The organism is Kribbella alba (assembly GCF_039529635.1).
GTDB lineage: Bacteria > Actinomycetota > Actinomycetes > Propionibacteriales > Kribbellaceae > Kribbella > Kribbella alba.
This window is the reverse complement of record NZ_BAAANE010000004.1, coordinates 1,033,993-1,052,790: the sequence shown is the minus strand read 5'-3', so window position 1 is coordinate 1,052,790 and position 18,798 is coordinate 1,033,993. Positions and strand designations below refer to the sequence as shown.

Here is an 18,798-nt window from a genome sequence, read left to right as displayed (position 1 = left end):
CTGCGACATCTGGTCTAACGTCCGTCCCGTTCGTGGGTTACGAGCGGACGCTGACAGTACGCGAGCGGTCACCGGGTACCCATACTGGCGCGTAACAACGCACAAGTGAAGCCCCTGGACGCTGCTTACTCTCCGATCGATGCGTAATCGGGCGGTCCCCGCCCACCTGGCGCACTGGTCTGTCGGGGAGAATGGCGGCCGTGTCCGACCACACCGAACGATCCGCCGCCCTGTTCGACCGAGCCTCCGCCGTCACGCCCGGCGGAGTGAACTCCCCGGTCCGCGCGTTCCGCGCCGTCGGCGGGGTTCCGCGCTTCATGGCCTCCGGTGACGGATGTCACATCACCGACGTCGACGGCAACACCTACCTGGACCTGGTCTGCTCGTGGGGGCCGATGCTGCTCGGCCATGCCCACCCCGAGGTCACGGCCGCTGTCCAGGCGGCGGTCAGCCGCGGTACGTCGTACGGAACGCCCACGCAGGCCGAGGTGGAACTGGGCGAGGAGATCGTCGCCCGTACTCCGGTGGAGAAGGTGCGGCTGGTGTCGTCGGGCACGGAGGCGACCATGTCCGCGCTCCGGCTGGCCCGCGGTGCCACCGGCCGGGCCAAGATCGTCAAGTTCGCCGGCTGCTACCACGGGCACGTCGACGCGTTGCTCGCTCAGGCCGGCTCCGGCGTCATCACCCTGGGCATCCCCGGCACCCCGGGAGTCACCGAGGCCACCACGGCGGACACGATCGTGCTGCCCTACAACGACCAAGCCGCGGTCAGCGCCGCCTTCGCGCAGTACGGCGACCAGATCGCCGCACTGATCACCGAGGCCTCGCCGGGGAACATGGGCGTGGTCCCGCCGCGCGACAACTTCAACGCCTTCCTGGCCAAGATCTGCAAGGACAACGGCGCACTGTTCATCTCCGACGAGGTGATGACCGGCTTCCGGATCACGAAGTCGGGTTGGTACGGCGTGGACGGGGTCGTGCCGGACCTGATGACGTTCGGCAAGGTGATGGGCGGCGGGTTCCCGGCGGCGGCGTTCGGCGGCCGGGCCGACCTGATGTCGCACCTGGCGCCCGAGGGCTCGGTCTACCAGGCCGGCACGTTGTCCGGGAACCCGATCGCCACCACGGCCGGGCTGACCACGCTGCGGTTGGCCACGGACGCGGTCTACGCCAAGCTCGACCAGACCTCCGCGACGATCCAGCGATTGGTCGCCACGGCCCTGGAGAAGGAAGGTGTGCCGCACGTCATCCAGGCCGCCGGGAACCTCTTCAGCGTCTTCTTCGTGGAGTCATCGGAGGGAGTGCGGCAGATCCGCGACTTCACCGGGGCCGGTGCCCAGGTGCTGCCAAGATTCGCCGCGTTCTTCCATGCCATGCTGGACGCCGGCGTCTACCTGCCGCCGAGTGCCTTCGAGGCCTGGTTCGTGAGTGCCGCGATCGACGACGACGCCCTGGCCGACCTCGAGACCGCTCTGGCCTCCGCAGCCCGCGCGGCAGCCGCAGTACAGAACTGAAGGGATCCACAGCGGTGACCGAAACAACGGTCGTGCACCTGATGCGTCACGGCGAGGTGTACAACCCGACCGGCGTGCTCTACGGCCGGATCCCCGACTTCCACCTGTCCGACCTCGGCCGCAAGATGGCCGAGCGGGTCGCCGAGCACGTGGCCGGCCGGGACATCGTGCACCTGGTCAGCTCGCCGCTCGAGCGGGCCCAGGAGACGATGGAGCCGATCGCCAAGACACTCGGCCTGACCCCGGACATCGACGAGCGGGTGATCGAGGCGGCGAACCTGTTCGAGGGCAAGAAGTTCGGCGTCGGCGACGGAGCGTTGCGCAACCCGGGTGCCTGGTGGTTGCTGCGGAACCCGATCAAGCCGTCCTGGGGCGAGCCGTACCAGCAGCTCGTCCGGCGGATGCGGGACGCGATCGAGACCGCTCGGCAGAAGGCGGCCGGGCACGAGGCGCTGATCGTGTCCCACCAGCTGCCGATCTGGATCGTCCGGTCCGCCATCGAGGGCCGCCGCCTGCCGCACGACCCCCGGAGGAGGCAGTGCAGCCTGGCCAGCCTGACCTCGTTCACCTTCCACGGCGACTCGATCGTGTCGGTCGGTTATGCCGAGCCGGCCAAGGACCTGCTGCCGGTGAAGAACGCGAAGAAGTTCGTGGCAGGCGCCTGATGCACCTCCGCGCCCGCACCCTCCGCCGTACGCCGCTCCTGCCCGCCGCGGTGCTGCTGCTGGCGACGGCCTGCAGCTCCGGGCAGCAGGCGAGCGAGAACCGCAGCGGGCAGACGGGCTTCGTCAGCGGTAGCGGGCAGGTCTCGATCTTCGCAGCCGCCGATCGCCAGCCGGCCCCGAACTTCGGCGGCGAGACCCTGGACGACAAGCAGTGGAACCTCGCCGACCACAAGGGCAAGGTCGTCGTGCTGAACGTCTGGGGCTCGTGGTGCCCGCCCTGCCGCAAGGAGGCGCCGGATCTGATCGCGGCGTCGAAGCAGCTCGGCGCGGATGTGCAGTTCATCGGCCTGAACACCCGCGACCTCGACAAGGCCCCGGGCCGGAAGTTCGTGCAGGAGTTCGGCGTCGAATTCCCGAGCGTGTTCGACCCGTCCGGCAAGCAGTTGCTGGGCTTCAAGGGACAGATCTCGCCGACCTCGATCCCGAGCACGCTCGTGATCGACAAGCAGGGCCGGGTTGCCGGCCGGGTGATCGGCGAGGTGACGACGCAGACGCTGGTCGGCATGGTGAACGACGCGGCCGCTGGGTGATGGTGGCGCACTGTGGGTGAGTGGTTCGCGCAGTCGATGACGGGCTCGATGCTGGTGGCACTGCCGATCGCAGTGCTGGCCGGCGCGATCTCGTTCTTCTCGCCCTGCGTGGTGCCGCTCCTGCCGGGCTACCTCTCGTACGTCACCGGGCTGTCCGCGGCCGAGCTCGGGTCGGAACGCCGGGGTCGGATGCTGGCCGGGACCAGCCTCTTCGTGGCCGGGTTCTCGGCCGTCTTCATCCTGACGGGGGTGTTGTTCGGTGCCATCGGCAACGCGCTGCTCGAGCACCAGACGCTGATCACCCGGATCCTCGGCGGGGTGACCGTAGTACTGGGACTGGTCTTCCTTGGTGGGTTCGGGTTCCTCCAGCGGGATGTGCGCGTCCATCGGGTTCCCGCGGTCGGGATCGCGGCCGCGCCGTTGCTCGGGGTCCTGTTCGGCTTCGGCTGGACGCCTTGTATCGGGCCGACGCTCGGTACTGTGATGAACCTGGCCGCCACACAGGGCAGTAGCGGACGTGGAGCCGTACTGGCGTTGGTGTTCAGCCTCGGGCTGGGGATTCCGTTCATCGTGGCCGCGCTGGCCTTCCGCCGGATGCTCCGCGCGGTCGCCTGGGTGCGGAAGCACCAGTTGCTGGTGATCCGCATCGGGGGCGTGCTGATGATCGCTGTGGGACTACTGCTGCTGACAGGGGTATGGGATTCGATGACCGCCGATCTCAGGCAATGGGTCGCCAACTTCGGGTCGGCGGTGTGAGATGACCGAGGTCAAGGACCGGATCGTCACCCCTTCGGAGGAGCCGCCGAGCGAACCGCCCGCACTGGGCCTGGTCGGCTGGCTGCGCTGGACCTGGCGGCAGCTGACCTCGATGAAGACGGCGCTGGTGCTGCTCTTCCTGCTCGCCCTCGGTGCCGTTCCCGGTTCGCTGATCCCGCAGACCGCGATCGACCCGGTCAAGGTGTCCGACTTCCTCACCGCGCACCCGAAGCTGGGGCCGTTCTACGACAAGCTCGGCCTGTTCGCGGTCTACAAGTCGGCTTGGTTCTCGGCGATCTACCTGCTGCTGTTCATCTCGCTGATCGGCTGCGTGGTGCCGCGGCTGCAGGTGTACCTGAAGGCGCTGCGGGCGCGTCCGCCGAAGCCGCCGCGCAACCTCAACCGGCTGCCGGGGTACCAGCGGTTCGAGACCGACTCCGACTCTCCAGCTGACGTGCTTGCCGTCGCAACCAAGGAGCTGCGTCGCCGCCGCTTCCGGATCCAGTCGTACGACGGCGCGCTCGGTGCCGAGCGGGGTTACCTGCGCGAGGCGGGCAACCTGCTGTTCCACTTCTCCCTGATCCTGGCTCTGGTCGGAGCCGCCTGGGGTGCGCTCCTCGGTTACCGCGGCACCGTGTTGGTTGTCGTCGGCAACGGATTCTCGAACTCCGTCGCGCAGTACGACGATTTCAGTCCGGGCCGGGTGTTCACGCCGGACGACCTGCCGCCGTTCTCTCTGACGGTGAAGGACTTCCAGGTCAAGTTCCAGACCGACGGCCCGCAGCGGGGCGCGGCTCGCGACTTCAACGCGAACCTCACCTACCAGGAGACGCCCGACTCGCCGGTGAAGTCGTACGACCTGCAGGTGAACCACCCGCTGCAGGTGGCGGGCACCAACGTGCACCTGCTCGGCCACGGGTATGCGCCGCGGGTGACTGTGAAGGACGGCAAGGGCCAGGTGGCGTTCTCCGGGCCGGCGCCATTCCTGCCGCAGGACAGCAACTTCTCGTCCTTCGGCGTGATCAAGGCGCCGGACGCAAGACCCGTCCAGCTCGGCTTCGAGGGTTTCTTCCTGCCCACCGCGGTGATCGACCAGAGCGGCCCGCACTCGGTGTTCCCCGACGACCTCAACCCGGCGCTGGTGATGACCGCGTACTACGGGCGACCGGCGGCCGAGGACGGTAAGCCGGAGTCGGTCTACCAGCTGAACAAGGCGAAGCTGACGCAGTTCAGCGACACCAAGGGCGACAAGCTTCGCTTCCAGCTCATCCCGGGCCAGAGCGTCACCCTGCCGAACGGCGCCGGCTCGCTCACGTTCGATGGATACAGCCGCTGGGTGAAGCTGCAAGTCAGCCACACTCCTGGGCTCAACCTCGCCCTCGCGGGGATCCTGCTGGCCATCCTGGGGTTGATGGGATCGCTCTTCATCCACCCACGGCGTACCTGGGTGCGGGTGCGCACCGAGGACGGGCGTACCGTGGTCGAGGTCGCCGGCCTGGACCGGGGACCCGAACGCGGCCTCGGTGACGAGATCCAAGCCATCGCAGAAGTCTTGAAGAAGAAGCAGGAGCAGCCATGAGCCCGGAGACCTACGCGCAAGTCTCCAACCTGGTCGTCCCGACTGCCACCGTGATCTACGCCCTGGCGATGATGTCGCACGCTCTGGAGTGGGCGATGAACCGCGCGGTCTCCGGCACTGCTGCGGGCGATGCCGCCGTCGTGGCGGAGAAGCCCGCCGAGGTGCTGGTGGGATCCGCTCGGGTGCAGGACGTCGTACCGTCTTCGTCTTCGTCTTCGGCTGTCGGTGCGTCGGCGACTACGGCTTCGGGTTCCGGTGCTTCTGATGGTGCGAGCAGAGGAGCCGACCGGGCTGATGCGGCGAGCCGGATCGGGTTGCTGCTGACCTACCTGGCGTTCGTGCTGCACCTCGCCGGTGTGGTCACCCGTGGTCTCGCCGCCGGGCGGGTGCCCTGGGGCAACATGTACGAGTTCTCCATCACCGCCTCGCTGGCTGTCGTGGTGGTCTACCTGGTCTTTGTCCATCGGTACAAGCTGCAGTGGCTCGGCCTCGGCGTCACGGTGGTCGCCGCGGCGGTCCTCGGCCTCGCGACCCTCGCGCTCTACACTCCGGCTGGCCCGTTGGTGCCCGCGCTGCACTCGTACTGGCTGGTGATCCACGTGTCAGCCGCCGCCATCTCCGGAGGCGCGTTCACCATCGGCGGACTGGTATCCGTCCTCTATCTGGTGAAGTCCCGGGCCGAGCGGCGAGTGCTGGCCGGCGGGACGATGTCCCCGTCGCTGAAGCGGCTGCCGAGTGCCGAGGCGATGGACGGTACGGCGTACAAGGTGCTCGCGTTCGCCTTCCCGCTCTGGACTTTCGGTGTGCTGGTGGCCGGGCCGATCTGGGCGCAGTACGCCTGGGGCCGCTACTGGGGCTGGGACCCCAAGGAAGTCTGGTCGCTGGTCACCTGGGTCGTGTACGCCGCGTACCTGCACGCGCGGGCGACCGCCGGCTGGCGTGGGCGCCGCGCGGCCACGATCGCGATCGTCGGCTGGTTCGTCTTCATCTTCAACTTCGTGGGCGTGAACCTGCTGGTCTCGGGCCTGCACTCGTACGCCGGGGTGTGAGATGAAGGAGTTCGCGATCTACACCGGCCTGCGGCTGGTTCTGTTCGGAGCGTGCTTCGGCGTCCTCTGGGTTGCCCTGCACAGCTGGCTCGGGGTTTGGCCGCTGCTGTTCCTCGCGTTGATCATCACGTCGATCCTGTCGATCTTCGTACTCCGCGCCGCCCGCGACCGGCTGGCCCGGTCCATCGAGGCCCGCGCCGGCCGGATCTCCTCCCGCATCGAAGCCGCGCGCTCCGCCGAAGACGACGACTGAACTCACCGCTCCACCAGAGCCCCCGCCCCACCAGTTCGCCCGCACCCACTCGCCGAGTGTGGGCAGCGCAGCGCCGAGTGTAGGAAGCGTGCCGCCGAGTGTGGGCAGGGCGTGGCCGAGTGTGGGGACCCGTGCCGCCGGGTGTGGGCAGGGCAGCGCCGCGTGTAGGAAGCGTGCCGCCGAGTGTGGGAGCCCGTGCCGCCGAGTGCGGGCAGCGCAGCGCCGAGTGTAGGAACCGTGCCCCCCAGGTGCGGGCAGGGCGTCGCCGAGTGTGGGGACCGTGCCGCCGAGTGTAGGAACTGTGGCGGCGGTAAGCCTTTGCCGACGACACAGTCCCTACAGTCAAAGGCGGCCGGGTCGGCGGGGCCAGGGGGAGTTCAGGCTGCGGGAATCGGCGGGGGCGGCGGGGCCGTCAAAGCCGGCGGGGCCGGCGGGAGCAGCGGAAAGCAGCGGGAAGCAGCGGGGGGCTCAGGCTGGGGACGGGGCGGGGGCTGTACCCGGCATGTGAGCGTCCTGCCCCCACCAAACACGCCGGTTGCGCGCACTCGTCGAGTGTGGGCAGCGCGGTCGTCGAATGTAGGGACTGTGCCGGCGGTAAGCCTTTGCCGACGACACAGTCCCTACAGTCAAAGGCGGCCGGGCCGGCGGGGCCGGGGGGCAGTTCAGGCTGGGGAATCGGCGAGGGCGGCGAGGGCGGCGGGGCCGTCAAAGCCCGGGGGGCGGGGCCGGCGGGAGCAGCGAAGCAGCGGAAAGCAGCGGGGAGCAACGGGGTCGGGCTCAGGCTGGGGACTGGGCGGGGCTGTACGCGGTCGTGAGCGTGGATTCGCCGTACCACTCGTCCACTGGTACGCAGAGTGACCTACGACTCATCCAAATTTCTGAGAAAAACATTTGTGCATCCCTTCACGTGAGTCGTAATGTGGTTGATGAAACGAAACCGTTTCGTTCTATCAGCGACAACGCAATCACACAGGGTGATCAGAGAAACATGGCAGATATCGCCGAAGAAGCCGGTCCGCGTCAGCGGCCGCGGGTCGAAGGCGGTCGCGAAGAGGAGATCCTCGACGCGACTGTCGAGGTCGTCGCCGAGCTCGGCTACGACCGGTTGACCATGGACGCGGTGGCGACGGCCGCCAAGGCCAGCAAGGCGACGCTGTACCGGCGCTGGTCTACCAAGGCCGAGCTGGTGGTCGACGCGATCAGCCGGGCGAAGGGCTGCCCGGTGCCGGAGGACGTCGACACGGGCAGTCTGCGTGGCGACCTGATCTGCCTGTCCTGTGGCGAGGGCGGCTTCACCTCGGAGATGCCGATGTCGGTGATGGCCGGTCTGCTGACCGCCCTGCACCGAGACAGCGATCTCAAGAAGGCCTTCAAGGAGCGCTTCATCGGGCCGCGGATCGCCGTCGTCAACCGGATCTATCAACGGGCCGTGGAGCGGGGCGAGATCGCCGCCGACGTCGACGTCGACCTGCTCTCGCAGACGCTGCCCGCCGTGCTCATCCACCACGCCTTCATCCTCGGGAACGAGCCCACGGACGATCTCGTCCTCCGAGTCATCGACAACGTGATTCTGCCTGCGGCGCGGGGGTCGCAGGCCAGCTGACCGGTGTGGGGCCGGACTCAGCACCGCCAAGCCAGCAACCAAGAGGGGATAGTTCAGCATGTCTGAAGAAGTCATCAAGGCCGATCCGCGGGAACCGCGGCCGGTCGACTCGGTGGCCGAGCCGCCGGCTCACGGTCACCGCAATCTCGGCATCGCGCTTGCGCTGATCAGCATGGCGCAGCTGATGGTGGTGCTCGACGGCACCATCGTCAACATCGCGCTGCCGCACATCCAGACCGATCTCGGGTTCAGCAACGCATCGCTGCCGTGGGTGCCCAACGCCTATGCGCTCGCCTTCGGCGGTCTGCTCCTGCTCGGCGGCCGGATCGGGGACATCCTCGGCCGCCGCAAGGTGTTCATGTTCGGCGTCGTGCTGTTCGGCGTCGCTTCCTTCCTCGGTGGGATCGCGCAGAACGAGACACTGCTGCTCGCCAGCCGGATCCTGCAGGGCCTCGCGGCCGCGGCGGCCTCGCCGAACGCGCTCGCGCTGATCACCACCACCTTCCCGGCCGGCAAGGAGCGCAACCGCGCGATGGCCGTGTACGCCGCGATGTCGGGTGCGGGTGCTGCCGTCGGTCTGATCCTCGGTGGCGCGCTGACCGAGGCGTCCTGGCGCTGGACCTTCTTCATCAACACCCCGATCGGCCTGATCGTGGCCGTGCTGGCGGTCCGCTACCTGGGTGAGTCGGCCCGCCAGAAGGGCAAGTTCGACCTGCCTGGCGCGATCACCGGCACCGTCGGTCTGACCGCACTGGTCTACGGCCTGACGCACGCCGCGCAGAACGGTTGGGGCGACGCGGTCACGCTCGCCTTCATCATCGGCGGTGTGGTCCTGATCGCGCTGTTCCTGACCATCGAGGCTCGCTCGAAGCATGCCCTGATGCCGTTCCGGATCCTCGCCAACAGGACCCGCGGCGTGAGCTTCATCGCGATGCTGGTGGTCGGTGCCGCGCTGTTCTCGATGTTCTACTTCCTGGGCATCTACATCCAGAACGTGATGGGCTACAGCGCTCTGAAGACCGGCTTCGCGTTCCTGCCGTTCAGCTTCGGCATCGTGGTCGCGGCGCAGATCGGCTCGGTCCTGATCGCCAGGATGGACCCGCGCTGGATCGCGGGTGCCGGTGCCGCACTGGCCGCGGGCGGAATGTTCGGCTTCAACCAGCTCACGGTCGACTCCGGATACGCCACCCACCTGCTGCCGTACATCCTGCTGCTGTCGGTCGGTATGGGCCTGATCTTCGTGCCGCTCACCCTGACCGCGGTCAGCGGTGTGGCTGCCGAGGACTCGGGTGTCGGCTCGGCGGTGCTGAACACGGTGCAGCAGATCGGTGGCGCGATCGGTCTGGCTCTGCTGGGCACGATCTCCACCACCGCCATCAACAACAAGTTCACCGAGCTGGCTCCGGGGCTGCAGAAGGCAGCAGAAGCCGGGCAGTCGCCTGACCAGATCAAGCAGCTGCAGGGCCAGTTCACGGCGGTCGCCACCACGCACGGTTTCACCACGGCGTTCCTGGCCTCGGCGATCATGTTCGTCGGCGTCGCGGTCGTCATCCTGGTCGGCCTCTCGGTCAAGCACAAGGACCTGGCCAATGACGGCCAGCCCGTGCACGTGGGCTGACCTCGCCAGAAGGCTCGAAGGGCCGCATCCCGGGAGGGGGGATGCGGCCCTTCGGTCGTTCCGGTCTCGTCTTCAGTCGAGGTGCTTGCGCATGACCTGCTCGTGATGGATGCCGTCGGGCATCAGGTCACCAGACTCGTCGGTATCGGCGAAACCGCTGCGGAGGTAGAGATCGTGGGCCCGCTCGTTGCCTGCGACAACGGACAGCTTCAGCGTGTGGGCCTCGGTATCGCGGGCCCATCGCTCGACCGCGGCCATCAGTTGATCACCGATTCCCCGGCCGCGGCCATCGGGGGCGATCCACATCGAGACGAGCACGACCACGCCGTCCTCCTCGGTGTGGAGCCCGCTCGCCATCCCGACCGGCCGGCCGTCGAGTGCGGCGACCACGTTGCGCGAGCCGGGAATCCCCAGCCGCGCCCGCCAGCGCTTCTCCTTGGCATCCACCCAATCGGACAACTGGGAGCCGAACGCGTACGGCGCCTCCTCGAGCGCGGCCAACCGCAACTCGCGCCAAACCTGCCAGTCGTCCGGACTCAGTTCACGAAGCTCGATCACCCGGACAGCTTTACGGGTCACCGGGCCGCGGGCAAACCAGTTCCGGCGGCGTGCCGTTCAGTCAAACGCCCGCCACAGCAACACGAAGTACCGGGTTGTCAGCGTGGGGGGAACTTGGAGGAGACCCAGTCGCGGACCCCGCCGAGGCCTTCGCCCATGTCGCGGAGGAGTTTGGCGAGCGGGTCCTGCGAGCGGCTGAAGGCGTCGGAGTAGGACTTCGCCGCGTTCTTCGCCTCCTGCGACATCGACGCGTCGTTGTCGTCCTGGCGCTTGGGGTAGGTGCCTGAGACGATCGTCGTGTACTCGCCCTCGTCCACCCAGCGCCGCAGCTCGGCAGCGCGGATCACGGCCATCGGGTGCGTCTGCACCTCCAGCAGCAGGAGCTTCAGCACGCTGTCGCGCAGGTCGCCGGCACTTTCGTACTCCGTGCCCTGGGCAAGGAAGGCCGTCGTGTCGAGTTCGCCGAGCTGCCCGCCGCTCGCCAGCTTCATCTGCACCCGCAGCGCGACCGCGGGATCCTGTACTGCGAGGAGCCCGGCGCGATCGCCCGACAGCTCTGCCTTCCGGGACCACTCGTGCAGCGCGGCGATGATCGCGCGCAGGCCGAGGGCGCCGATCGGCATCCAGTTCAGCGCGCCGGTCAGACGCATCAGCCAGAGCAGCAGCGACTGGTAGAGCGCGTGACCGCTCTGCGCGTGACCTAGCTCGTGGCCGAGGATGAACCGGGTCTCCTCCTCGTCCAGGCCCTGCAGCAGCGCGCTGTTGACCACGATGAACGGCTTGTCCATGCCGATCGTGACCGCGTTCCAGACCGGGCTGTTGGTGACGAAGAGCTCGGGCAGCTCGCGCACGTCGAGGGTACTGCCGGCCTCGGTGTAGAGGCGGTGCACCTTGGGGAACTGCCGCTCGTCCACCCGGATCGCCGACCCTAGGAACTGCAGCCGGAACGCCCGCTCGTTGATCAGCCCGGACATCTTCCGAAGCAGGTAGTCGAAGCCCTTGAGCTGCCGCAGCGCCACCAGCGCACCACGGTCGGCCGGGTGCTCCCAGGCGCGCGAGCTGATGTCGGTGAGCGTGGCCCGTACCCGCGTCGGGCGCTCCTCGTTCTCGGTCATCATTCCCCCACAGGTTCGACGTGTGCTCCCCAACCTAGCTCGCCGCGGGGTCCGGTTGCGGAGAGTAGGAATACTCAATCGCGGTGTGGCTGGCCTAGCCTGACCCCATGAGTGAGGTATGGGGCAGTAGTAAGCCGTTGGCGTGCCGTGAGGTCGATCGACGCGACGACAAGGCGCGGGCGTGGGTCTCCGAGGCGATCCGGGTGGTGGATGCGGATGCCAACCGGAGCGCGGACACCCATCTGCACGTGTTCCCGATGCCCGCGATCACCGGCGTGGAGCTGTACCTGAAGGATGAGTCGGTCCACCCGACGGGGTCGCTCAAGCACCGGCTGGCCCGCTCGCTGTTCCTGTACGCGCTCTGCAACGGCTGGATCCGCGAGGGGACGACGGTCATCGAGGCGTCGAGTGGTTCGACCGCGGTGAGCGAGGCGTACTTCGCCCGGTTGCTCGGGCTGCCCTTCATCGCGGTGATGCCGGCCTCGACCAGTCAGGAGAAGGTCGACCTGATCCAGTTCTACGGCGGCCAGTGCCACATGGTGGAGCGCTCCGGGCAGATCTACGGCGAGGCCAAGCGGCTCGCCGAGGAGACCGGCGGGCACTACATGGACCAGTTCACCTACGCCGAGCGCGCCACCGACTGGCGGGGCAACAACAACATCGCCGAGTCGATCTACGGCCAGATGTCGCTGGAGCAGCACCCGGTTCCGACCTGGATCGTGGTCGGCGCGGGCACGGGCGGCACCTCGGCCACCATCGGCCGGTACGTCCGCTACCAGCGGCACGACACCTCCGTGGCCGTGGTCGACCCGGAGAACTCGGCGTTCTTCCCGGCCTTCGAATCCGGTGACGGCGACTTCGCCACCGGCCGCCCGTCCCGGATCGAGGGAATCGGCCGCCCGCGGGTGGAGCCGTCGTTCGTGCTGGGCGTGGTGGATCGGATGATCGCGGTCCCGGATGCCGCCTCGATCGCGGCGATGCGGTTCTGCTCCCAGGTGACCGGCCGGCTGGTCGGTGGATCCACCGGGACCAACCTGTGGGGATCACTGCGACTAGCGGCAGAGATGCGGCGTACGGGGACCCGAGGCAGCATCGTCACGCTGCTCTGCGACGGCGGCGAGCGCTACACCGACACGTACTACGACGACGGCTGGCTGGAGAGGACGGGCATCGACATCGCGCCATACTTGGAGACCCTTGAAGGCTTCACCTCGAGCGGCCGCTGGCGGGAGCCCGTCCGCTAGCTCCTCTGCTCAGCCGCCCAGGGCCAGACCGACAGCGAGGCCGACCGCATAGACCAGCTCGGTCAGGCCGGTGTCCTTCAATACTGGGATAAGCGCCGGTCCGACTGCGTCACTGACGACGACCCGTACTGCACGGACGCCCAGCGGAAGGGCAATCAGCGCCAGCAAGGCCCAGGGTGTCGCCAGGGCCGACAGCACGGCCAAGATGAACGCCAGCGCGATCAGGCCTGCATAGAGGCGCCGGGACCGCTGCGCTCCCAGTACTACGGCCAGGGTGCGCTTGCCGGTCACGGTGTCCGTGGGGATGTCCCGCAGGTTGTTCGCCACGAGCAGCGCGCAGGCGATAGCCCCGATGGCAACCGCACCGGCTACAGCTGTCCAGTGCAGCTTCTCGGCCTGCACGTAGGTGGTGCCGAGCACGGCGACCAGACCGAAGAACAGGAAGACGCTGACCTCACCGAGCGCGCGATACCCGTACGGCTTCTTGCCGCCGGTGTAGAACCACGCACCGACCAGCGAGGCGGCTCCGGCAACCAGCAGCCACCAACTGGAGGTCGCGCAGAGCACCAAGCCAAGCACTGCACCTATGCCGAAGCAGGTGAACGCCGCTGCCTTCACTTGCTTGGGGCTGGCCACCTTCGAACCGACCAGCCGCAGCGGTCCGACCCGGTTCTCGTCCGTGCCGCGGATGCCGTCGGAGTAGTCGTTGGCATAGTTGACGCCGATCTGCAGGGCCAGGGCCACGCCGAGCGCGAGCAGGGCCTTCCACCAGACGAAGCTGTCGAGGTAGGCGGCTGCACCGGTACCGACGAGCACCGGCGAGATTGCGGCGGGCAGCGTGCGTGGGCGCGCGCCTTCGATCCACTGGGCAGGGGTGGCCATGACCGACGATTCTGTCAGCACCCGGCGACAGGCCTGCAGGCGGCACAGGTTGCCGGCCCGCCGGAGCCGCGCCGTACGCTCGGATGGACATGACTGAGTTGCGGCTGGTTCCTGGCACCCCTTCTGCCGTGTTGTCGGCGTTGACCGGCGTGCTGGACGGATCCGGTACGCCGTTCGCCCCGGTGCCGGCGGATCGCGCAGCAGCTGAGCGGGTTCGGCAGGCAGTGGCGCCGGATGAGCCGCTCGAGACGGACGACTGCGCGGTGGTCCTCGGCACGTCCGGCTCGTCCGGTGAACCGAAGGGCGTGCTGCTTTCCAAAGCCGCCCTGGTCGCCTCGGCCTCGGCCACCCACGATCGGCTCGGCGGCCCCGGCCAGTGGTTGTTGCCGATGCACCCGTACTTCGTCGGCGGGCTGCAGATCCTCACCCGGTCCGTGCTGGCGGGACTCTCGCCAGTGGTCGCGGCTGACCATCCTTCGTTCAGCGCGGCCGCGGGCGTCATGACCGCGGCGCGGCGCTACACCGCGATGGTGCCTACCCAGCTGAGCCGGTACCTCGACACCGAGGTGGAGGCGCTGCGCAGCTTCGACGCGATCGTGATCGGCGGCGCCGCCATGCCGCTCGAGCTGAAGCAGCGCGCCGCCGCGGCTGGGGTGACGGCGATTCCGGCTTACGGGATGACGGAGACCGGCAGCGGGTGCGTGTACGCCGGGGAACCGCTGCAGGGGACTCGCCTCGCACTGGACGACGGCCGGATCCTCATCAGCGGACCAACGCTGTTCTCCGGGTACCGCCTCCGGCCGGAGCTGACCGCGGAGGTGTTCCAGGACGGGTGGTTCCGCACGCAGGATCGCGGCCGCCTGGTCGACGGACGCCTGCAGGTGATCGGCCGGCTGGACGACGTGGTGATCTCGGGCGGCGTGAACGTGACGCTGCCAGCCGTCCAGGCACGCCTGCTCGAGCACGAGGGGGTGGGCGACGCGGTGGTGCTGGGTGTGCCCGATGCCGAATGGGGGACCCGGGTGGTCGCGTTCGTGGTCGGCCGCACGGGCCAGGCTGGTCGCGAGGAGCTCAGGGATTTCGTTGCGGAGACACTGCCGCGGACTTGGGCGCCGCGCGACGTGGTTCAGCTCGACGCCCTGCCGATGCTTGCCTCGGGCAAGGTTGATCGGCAGCTCCTGCTGGAGCGTCTGCGGTGATCACCTACTCGATCGGGCTGCGCAACAGGTTTCGTGGCATCACCGTCCGCGAGGGGATGCTGTTCGAAGGACCTGCCGGGTGGGCGGAGTGGAGTCCCTTCCTGGACTACGACGACGCCACCTGCGTCTCCTGGCTCCGGGCCGCCCGCGAGGCCGCTGTGGACGGATGGCCCGCGCCCGTGCGTTCCGCAGTACCGGTGAATTGCACTGTGCCTGCGGTTGATGCTGCGCGTGCTGTGGAGATCGTGCGGGCTTCTGGATGTACTACTGCCAAGGTGAAAGTGGCTGAGCCGGGGCAGACGCTTGCCGATGACTTGGAGCGAGTCGAAGCCGTGCGGGACGCGCTCGGGCCGACCGGACGAGTGCGGATCGACGCGAACGGCGGCTGGTCTGTGGATGAAGCGCTGCGGAGCTTGAAGGAGCTTGCGCGCTTTGAGTTGGAGTATGTGGAGCAGCCGTGCGCCTCGGTGGAGGACCTGGCCGCTGTACGCCGTCGTACGGACGTTCTGGTGGCTGCGGACGAGTCCATCAGGCGTGCCGAGGACCCGCTGCTTGTGAGGAAGCTCGAGGCGGCCGACATCGCAGTACTGAAGGTCCAGCCCATCGGGGGCGTTCGGGCCTGCCTCGACATCGCTGAGCAGATCGGCCTGCCGGTGGTGGTGTCGTCGGCGCTGGAGACATCGGTAGGCATCGCAGCCGGCGTAGCTCTTGCAGCAGCCCTGCCGGAGCTTCCGTATGCGTGCGGGCTGGCGACTGTCTCCATGTTCACCTCCGAGGTCGTTGCCCAGCCGCTCCTGCCGGTGGACGGCTTGCTCCCTGTCGGCCGGGTCCAGCCTGACCCGGCGATGCTTGCCGCCGCCGAGGCCGACGCGGCGACCACCATTACCTGGAATGCCCGGTTGGCGCGGGTCGAGAGTCTCCTGAAGGGAAGTACGGGATGAACCCGTCCACGGCGTTCGCGACTGTGGTGGTCGACGAGCTGATCCGGTCCGGCGTCCGCGAGGCCGTACTCGCACCGGGCTCACGCAGTGCGCCGCTTGCGTTGGCTCTGGCTGCCGCCGACCGCGAGGGACGGCTGCGGCTGCACGTACGCATCGACGAACGTACTGCGGGGTTCCTGGCGATCGGGTTGATCCGCGGAACCGGCCTGCCCGTTCCGGTGGTGACTACCTCCGGTACTGCGGTGGCCAACCTGCACCCGGCCGTCTTGGAGGCGTCGCACAGCGGGCTGCCGCTGATCGTGTTGAGCGCGGACCGGCCGCCGGAGTTGCGGGGGAGCGGGGCGAACCAGACGACCGACCAACTCAAGGTGTTCGGCGATGCGGTTCGGCTGTTCCATGAGCTCGGTACGCCTTCTCGCGAGGTAGGCCAGGTTGCCTACTGGCGTTCGACGATCGCGCGTACGGTCTCGACCGCCGTCGGGGCTCGCACTGCTGATCCTGGTCCGGTGCAGTTGAACTGCGCGCTGACAGAGCCGCTCGTGCCGACCGCTGATGAGCCCGACTGGCCGGAATCCCTTGATGGTCGTCGCACTGGACCCTGGACGAGCGTTCATGCCGGCTCCGCACAGCCGACTGCGGTTGCACCTGGGCCCAGGACGGTAGTGGTCGCTGGTGACGGCGCCTCGCAGGCCGCGCGGCTTGCTGCTGAGGCTGGTGGATGGCCGTTGTTCGCGGAACCCTCCAGCCGTGCACGGACCGGGCCGGCCGTGATCTCGGCGTACCGGTTGTTGCTGTCGGCATCGGACCTCGGCGCGGAGATCGAGCGGGTGCTGGTGTTCGGGCACCCGACGTTGTCCCGGCCGATCTCGAAGCTGCTCGCGCGTCCCGATGTCGAGGTGATCGTCGTCGCGCCGACCGGGCTGTGGCCGGACGCGGGCCGTCGGGCCGCCGCGGTGGTCACCGGGTTGGAGGTCACGGGCGCGGACGGAACCGGCTGGCTCGCTGGGTGGCAGCACGCGGATCAGCTGGCCCGACCTGCGATCGACAAGGTGCTGGCCGACGACCTGTCCGGCCCGGCGATAGCCGCCATCGTGGCGGAGGCCGTCGGTGCGGACGGGATGCTCGTCGTCGCCTCGTCGAACCCCGTGCGCGACCTCGACCTGGCGCCCGTCGTACCGATCCGAACCGTGGCCAACCGCGGCTTGGCGGGCATCGACGGCACGCTGTCCACGGCTGTCGGAGCCGCTCTGGCCAACGGCGGCGCGACGTATGCGCTGGTCGGTGATCTGGCCTTCCTGCATGACCTCAACGGCTTGGTGATCGGCCCGGCCGAGCCGCGCCCCGACCTGCGCATCGTGGTCGTCAACGACAACGGCGGCGGCATCTTCTCCACCCTCGAGCAGGGCTCAGACGCTCACGCCGACCATTTCGAGCGCATCTTCGGCACGCCCCACAACACCGACCTGGCTGCCCTGTGCGCCGGCACCAACACCCCCCACCTCCTGGTCGAGACCCAGGAGGCGCTCCGCACCGCCCTGACCCGCACAGTCGCCGGCATCGACGTCATAGAAGCCCGGCTGCCCCGAACCGCCCACCGCCCGCTCGCGACCACCCTGACCACAGCACTAAGGGACGCTCTCAACCAGCCGTGAACCCGGCCCCGCGCTCAGGGCTACCCCTGACCTTGTGGTCTTGGCCACCGGTAGCGGCTTCTTCGTCCGATGGCGCCGTATTTGCGGGCAGTGGCCGAAGAACCCGGCACCCGACCCCCGGCCGGCCGTGCAGTTGGAGGGTGTGGAGGTGGCCTAGGAGGGTGGCCGCTACTACCAGGACCAGTGAAGTGGTGACGAGGATGGGGATGACGGCGCCGCGAAGGGAGGAGTTGAGCGGGGCGGCGATGGTGAGGATGATGCTGACGCCGACCAGGGTTGTGGTGAGGCGGCGGCCGGGGCGTGCGACGGCCAGGAACGGCAGACACCACACGAAGTACCAGTCGTGAGCGGTCGGGCCGAGGAGAACTACTGCCAGCAAGGCGATCCCCACCGCGCGGGCTGCGTTGTGGATGGATGAGCGCAGGCCAAGTACGGCGATCAGGCCGAGTGCTGTGAGCATGCCGACGAGCCGCACGATCTGCAGAGCTTGCTTGGCGGCGGTGTCTTCGCCGAGCCAGGCCAGTAGGCCGGATGCACCCAGGCCGATGAGGTTTGCGATCGACAGCGGGGACCGGACCAGCCCTGGTACGTCAAGGGCGCTCAGCCAGCCTGATCCCACGCCAGCCAGTTCGCCGATCGTCATCAGTGTCAGTACGGCGACGGCACCCGCGATGACAAGGCTCGCCAACCGCAGTCGGGCTCTACCGGCGAGCGGACTCATCACCGCGGCTATAGCGATCACCACCAGCCCACCTGGCAACTTCACTGCAGCCGCAGCACCCGCCAGTACTGCGGCGGTGCCCCACCGACCCGTCAGAGCTAGGGCAAATGCAGAACAAGCCAGTCCCAACATCAGTACGTCGTTGTGCGCCGCGCCGAGGCCATGCGTAATCAGCACAGGGTTCGCGACTACCAGCCACGTCGCAACAGTCGGGCTCACCCGGCAGGCCGTTGCCAACCGTGGAACCGCCCAGGCGATCAGCACGATGCCCAGCACTGCGAGGGCCCGGTGAGCCAGCATCAACGCGTACGGGTTGAGAGTCACCCCCGCCGCGAGCCCGCCGTACGCGAGCGGAAGCGGTCCGTACGGCGCTGGCGTGGACATCCACATCGGGTCGACCGCCTCGATGATGTGGCCCGACAAGACGCCCGGTCCCACGCTGTACGGGTCGTAGCCCTTCGCAACGAGTGCACCCTGGGCGGCGTAGCTCCACGCGTCCCGGCTGAACAGAGGCGGCATCAGCAGCAGCGGCGCACTCCACGCAATCACCACAGGGGTCAGGCGATACCGCACCCCGGCCAGGACCTCGCGACCGATCAGCAGCCAGGCCCAAACCATCAGCCCGAGCCCGGCCACCATCAAGGTCAGCCCAGCCATCCGCCCGGGCAGCGTGGCCCTCAGCGCGCTGGCGATCGGCAGCGAAGCCACCCAGGATGACTCGGGCACCACTGACGTCACCAGCGATGCGGCCGCCACCATGCATGAGCCCAGCACTCCTCGAACCAACGGCGAGGGCAGCTGCACACCGGCACGCTAATCCCCTTGAGCGACGCCCTGATGAACAACGTCTTGCGTCCGA

Annotated in this window: 17 protein-coding genes; 13 read left to right on the top strand and 4 right to left on the bottom strand. The window is 68.4% G+C overall.

The annotated features are described in order from the left end of the window. The first annotated feature begins 191 nt into the window (after window positions 1-191). The 9 genes from hemL (at window position 192) to ABD210_RS11795 (ending at window position 9,627) form a co-directional block, all read left to right on the top strand. Window positions 192-1,514: a glutamate-1-semialdehyde 2,1-aminomutase gene (hemL, locus tag ABD210_RS11835; RefSeq protein ID WP_344111152.1), complete on the top strand. Its 1,323-nt coding sequence runs from the start codon at window positions 192-194 to the stop codon at window positions 1,512-1,514. Window positions 1,515-1,528: 14 nt separating this feature from the next. After that, complete coding sequence (locus tag ABD210_RS11830; RefSeq protein ID WP_425552655.1) at window positions 1,529-2,179, top strand: histidine phosphatase family protein; 651 nt, start codon at window positions 1,529-1,531, stop codon at window positions 2,177-2,179. Further along, window positions 2,179-2,769, top strand: coding sequence for a TlpA family protein disulfide reductase (locus ABD210_RS11825; RefSeq protein WP_344111151.1), 591 nt, complete (start codon window positions 2,179-2,181; stop codon window positions 2,767-2,769). The genes ABD210_RS11830 and ABD210_RS11825 overlap by 1 nt, the downstream gene beginning before the upstream one ends. Before the next feature lie 12 nt (window positions 2,770-2,781). Continuing rightward, on the top strand, window positions 2,782-3,525 hold the full coding sequence (locus ABD210_RS11820; protein WP_344111150.1) for a cytochrome c biogenesis CcdA family protein: 744 nt from the start codon (window positions 2,782-2,784) through the stop codon (window positions 3,523-3,525). Window position 3,526: 1 nt separating this feature from the next. Beyond that, entirely contained in the window at window positions 3,527-5,104 is a 1,578-nt protein-coding gene (gene resB / locus ABD210_RS11815) for a cytochrome c biogenesis protein ResB (RefSeq protein ID WP_344111148.1), read from the top strand. After that, the gene (gene ccsB / locus ABD210_RS11810) at window positions 5,101-6,153 is read left to right on the top strand and encodes a c-type cytochrome biogenesis protein CcsB (protein WP_344111147.1); all 1,053 of its coding nucleotides are present in this window, start codon (window positions 5,101-5,103) and stop codon (window positions 6,151-6,153) included. Before resB ends, ccsB begins: the two co-directional genes overlap by 4 nt. A 1-nt stretch (window position 6,154) precedes the next feature. Further along, complete coding sequence (locus ABD210_RS11805; protein ID WP_344111146.1) at window positions 6,155-6,406, top strand: DUF4229 domain-containing protein; 252 nt, start codon at window positions 6,155-6,157, stop codon at window positions 6,404-6,406. Window positions 6,407-7,394: 988 nt separating this feature from the next. After that, window positions 7,395-8,009 (top strand): TetR/AcrR family transcriptional regulator, encoded by a 615-nt coding sequence (locus tag ABD210_RS11800; protein WP_344111145.1) that lies wholly within the window; start codon window positions 7,395-7,397, stop codon window positions 8,007-8,009. A 58-nt stretch (window positions 8,010-8,067) separates the two neighbouring features. After that, complete coding sequence (locus ABD210_RS11795; RefSeq protein WP_344111143.1) at window positions 8,068-9,627, top strand: MFS transporter; 1,560 nt, start codon at window positions 8,068-8,070, stop codon at window positions 9,625-9,627. A gap of 72 nt (window positions 9,628-9,699) precedes the next feature. On the opposite strand, the gene ABD210_RS11790 is transcribed toward ABD210_RS11795, so the two are convergent. Both ABD210_RS11790 and ABD210_RS11785 read right to left on the bottom strand, forming a co-directional pair. Continuing rightward, window positions 9,700-10,185, bottom strand: a complete 486-nt coding sequence (locus ABD210_RS11790) for a GNAT family N-acetyltransferase (protein ID WP_344111141.1) — start codon at window positions 10,183-10,185, stop codon at window positions 9,700-9,702. A 98-nt stretch (window positions 10,186-10,283) separates the two neighbouring features. Continuing rightward, window positions 10,284-11,300, bottom strand: a complete 1,017-nt coding sequence (locus ABD210_RS11785; protein ID WP_344111140.1) for a M48 family metallopeptidase — start codon at window positions 11,298-11,300, stop codon at window positions 10,284-10,286. A gap of 107 nt (window positions 11,301-11,407) precedes the next feature. On the opposite strand from ABD210_RS11785, the gene cds1 reads away from it, so the two are divergent. Next, complete coding sequence (cds1, locus tag ABD210_RS11780; RefSeq protein WP_344111139.1) at window positions 11,408-12,544, top strand: L-cysteine desulfhydrase Cds1; 1,137 nt, start codon at window positions 11,408-11,410, stop codon at window positions 12,542-12,544. A gap of 9 nt (window positions 12,545-12,553) precedes the next feature. On the opposite strand, the gene ABD210_RS11775 is transcribed toward cds1, so the two are convergent. Beyond that, complete coding sequence (locus tag ABD210_RS11775; protein ID WP_344111138.1) at window positions 12,554-13,426, bottom strand: 1,4-dihydroxy-2-naphthoate polyprenyltransferase; 873 nt, start codon at window positions 13,424-13,426, stop codon at window positions 12,554-12,556. An 89-nt stretch (window positions 13,427-13,515) separates the two neighbouring features. On the opposite strand from ABD210_RS11775, the gene menE reads away from it, so the two are divergent. The 3 genes from menE to menD are packed head-to-tail and all read left to right on the top strand — an operon-like array spanning window position 13,516 to window position 17,218. After that, window positions 13,516-14,625 carry an o-succinylbenzoate--CoA ligase gene (menE, locus tag ABD210_RS11770; protein WP_344111137.1) on the top strand — a complete coding sequence of 370 codons (1,110 nt, stop codon included), beginning with the start codon at window positions 13,516-13,518 and terminating at the stop codon, window positions 14,623-14,625. Next, a complete protein-coding gene (locus ABD210_RS11765) occupies window positions 14,622-15,566 on the top strand; it encodes an o-succinylbenzoate synthase (RefSeq protein ID WP_344111136.1) in 945 nt (314 codons plus the stop codon). The genes menE and ABD210_RS11765 overlap by 4 nt, the downstream gene beginning before the upstream one ends. Next, complete coding sequence (menD, locus tag ABD210_RS11760) at window positions 15,563-17,218, top strand: 2-succinyl-5-enolpyruvyl-6-hydroxy-3-cyclohexene-1-carboxylic-acid synthase (RefSeq protein ID WP_344111134.1); 1,656 nt, start codon at window positions 15,563-15,565, stop codon at window positions 17,216-17,218. Before ABD210_RS11765 ends, menD begins: the two co-directional genes overlap by 4 nt. Here the strand turns inward: menD and mptB are convergent. Further along, window positions 17,205-18,743, bottom strand: coding sequence for a polyprenol phosphomannose-dependent alpha 1,6 mannosyltransferase MptB (gene mptB / locus ABD210_RS11755; protein WP_344111132.1), 1,539 nt, complete (start codon window positions 18,741-18,743; stop codon window positions 17,205-17,207). The genes menD and mptB overlap by 14 nt on opposite strands. Between the last annotated feature and the right edge of the window lie 55 nt (window positions 18,744-18,798).

Coding starts and splice junctions, on each gene's coding strand:
- menD (WP_344111134.1), top strand. CDS start 15,563: ATGAACCCGTCCACGGCGTTCGCGACTGTGGTGGTCGACGAGCTGATC.
- ABD210_RS11785 (WP_344111140.1), bottom strand. CDS start 11,300: ATGACCGAGAACGAGGAGCGCCCGACGCGGGTACGGGCCACGCTCACC.
- ABD210_RS11800 (WP_344111145.1), top strand. CDS start 7,395: ATGGCAGATATCGCCGAAGAAGCCGGTCCGCGTCAGCGGCCGCGGGTC.
- menE (WP_344111137.1), top strand. CDS start 13,516: ATGACTGAGTTGCGGCTGGTTCCTGGCACCCCTTCTGCCGTGTTGTCG.
- ABD210_RS11795 (WP_344111143.1), top strand. CDS start 8,068: ATGTCTGAAGAAGTCATCAAGGCCGATCCGCGGGAACCGCGGCCGGTC.
- resB (WP_344111148.1), top strand. CDS start 3,527: ATGACCGAGGTCAAGGACCGGATCGTCACCCCTTCGGAGGAGCCGCCG.
- ABD210_RS11825 (WP_344111151.1), top strand. CDS start 2,179: ATGCACCTCCGCGCCCGCACCCTCCGCCGTACGCCGCTCCTGCCCGCC.
- ccsB (WP_344111147.1), top strand. CDS start 5,101: ATGAGCCCGGAGACCTACGCGCAAGTCTCCAACCTGGTCGTCCCGACT.
- hemL (WP_344111152.1), top strand. CDS start 192: ATGGCGGCCGTGTCCGACCACACCGAACGATCCGCCGCCCTGTTCGAC.
- cds1 (WP_344111139.1), top strand. CDS start 11,408: ATGAGTGAGGTATGGGGCAGTAGTAAGCCGTTGGCGTGCCGTGAGGTC.
- ABD210_RS11805 (WP_344111146.1), top strand. CDS start 6,155: ATGAAGGAGTTCGCGATCTACACCGGCCTGCGGCTGGTTCTGTTCGGA.
- ABD210_RS11775 (WP_344111138.1), bottom strand. CDS start 13,426: ATGGCCACCCCTGCCCAGTGGATCGAAGGCGCGCGCCCACGCACGCTG.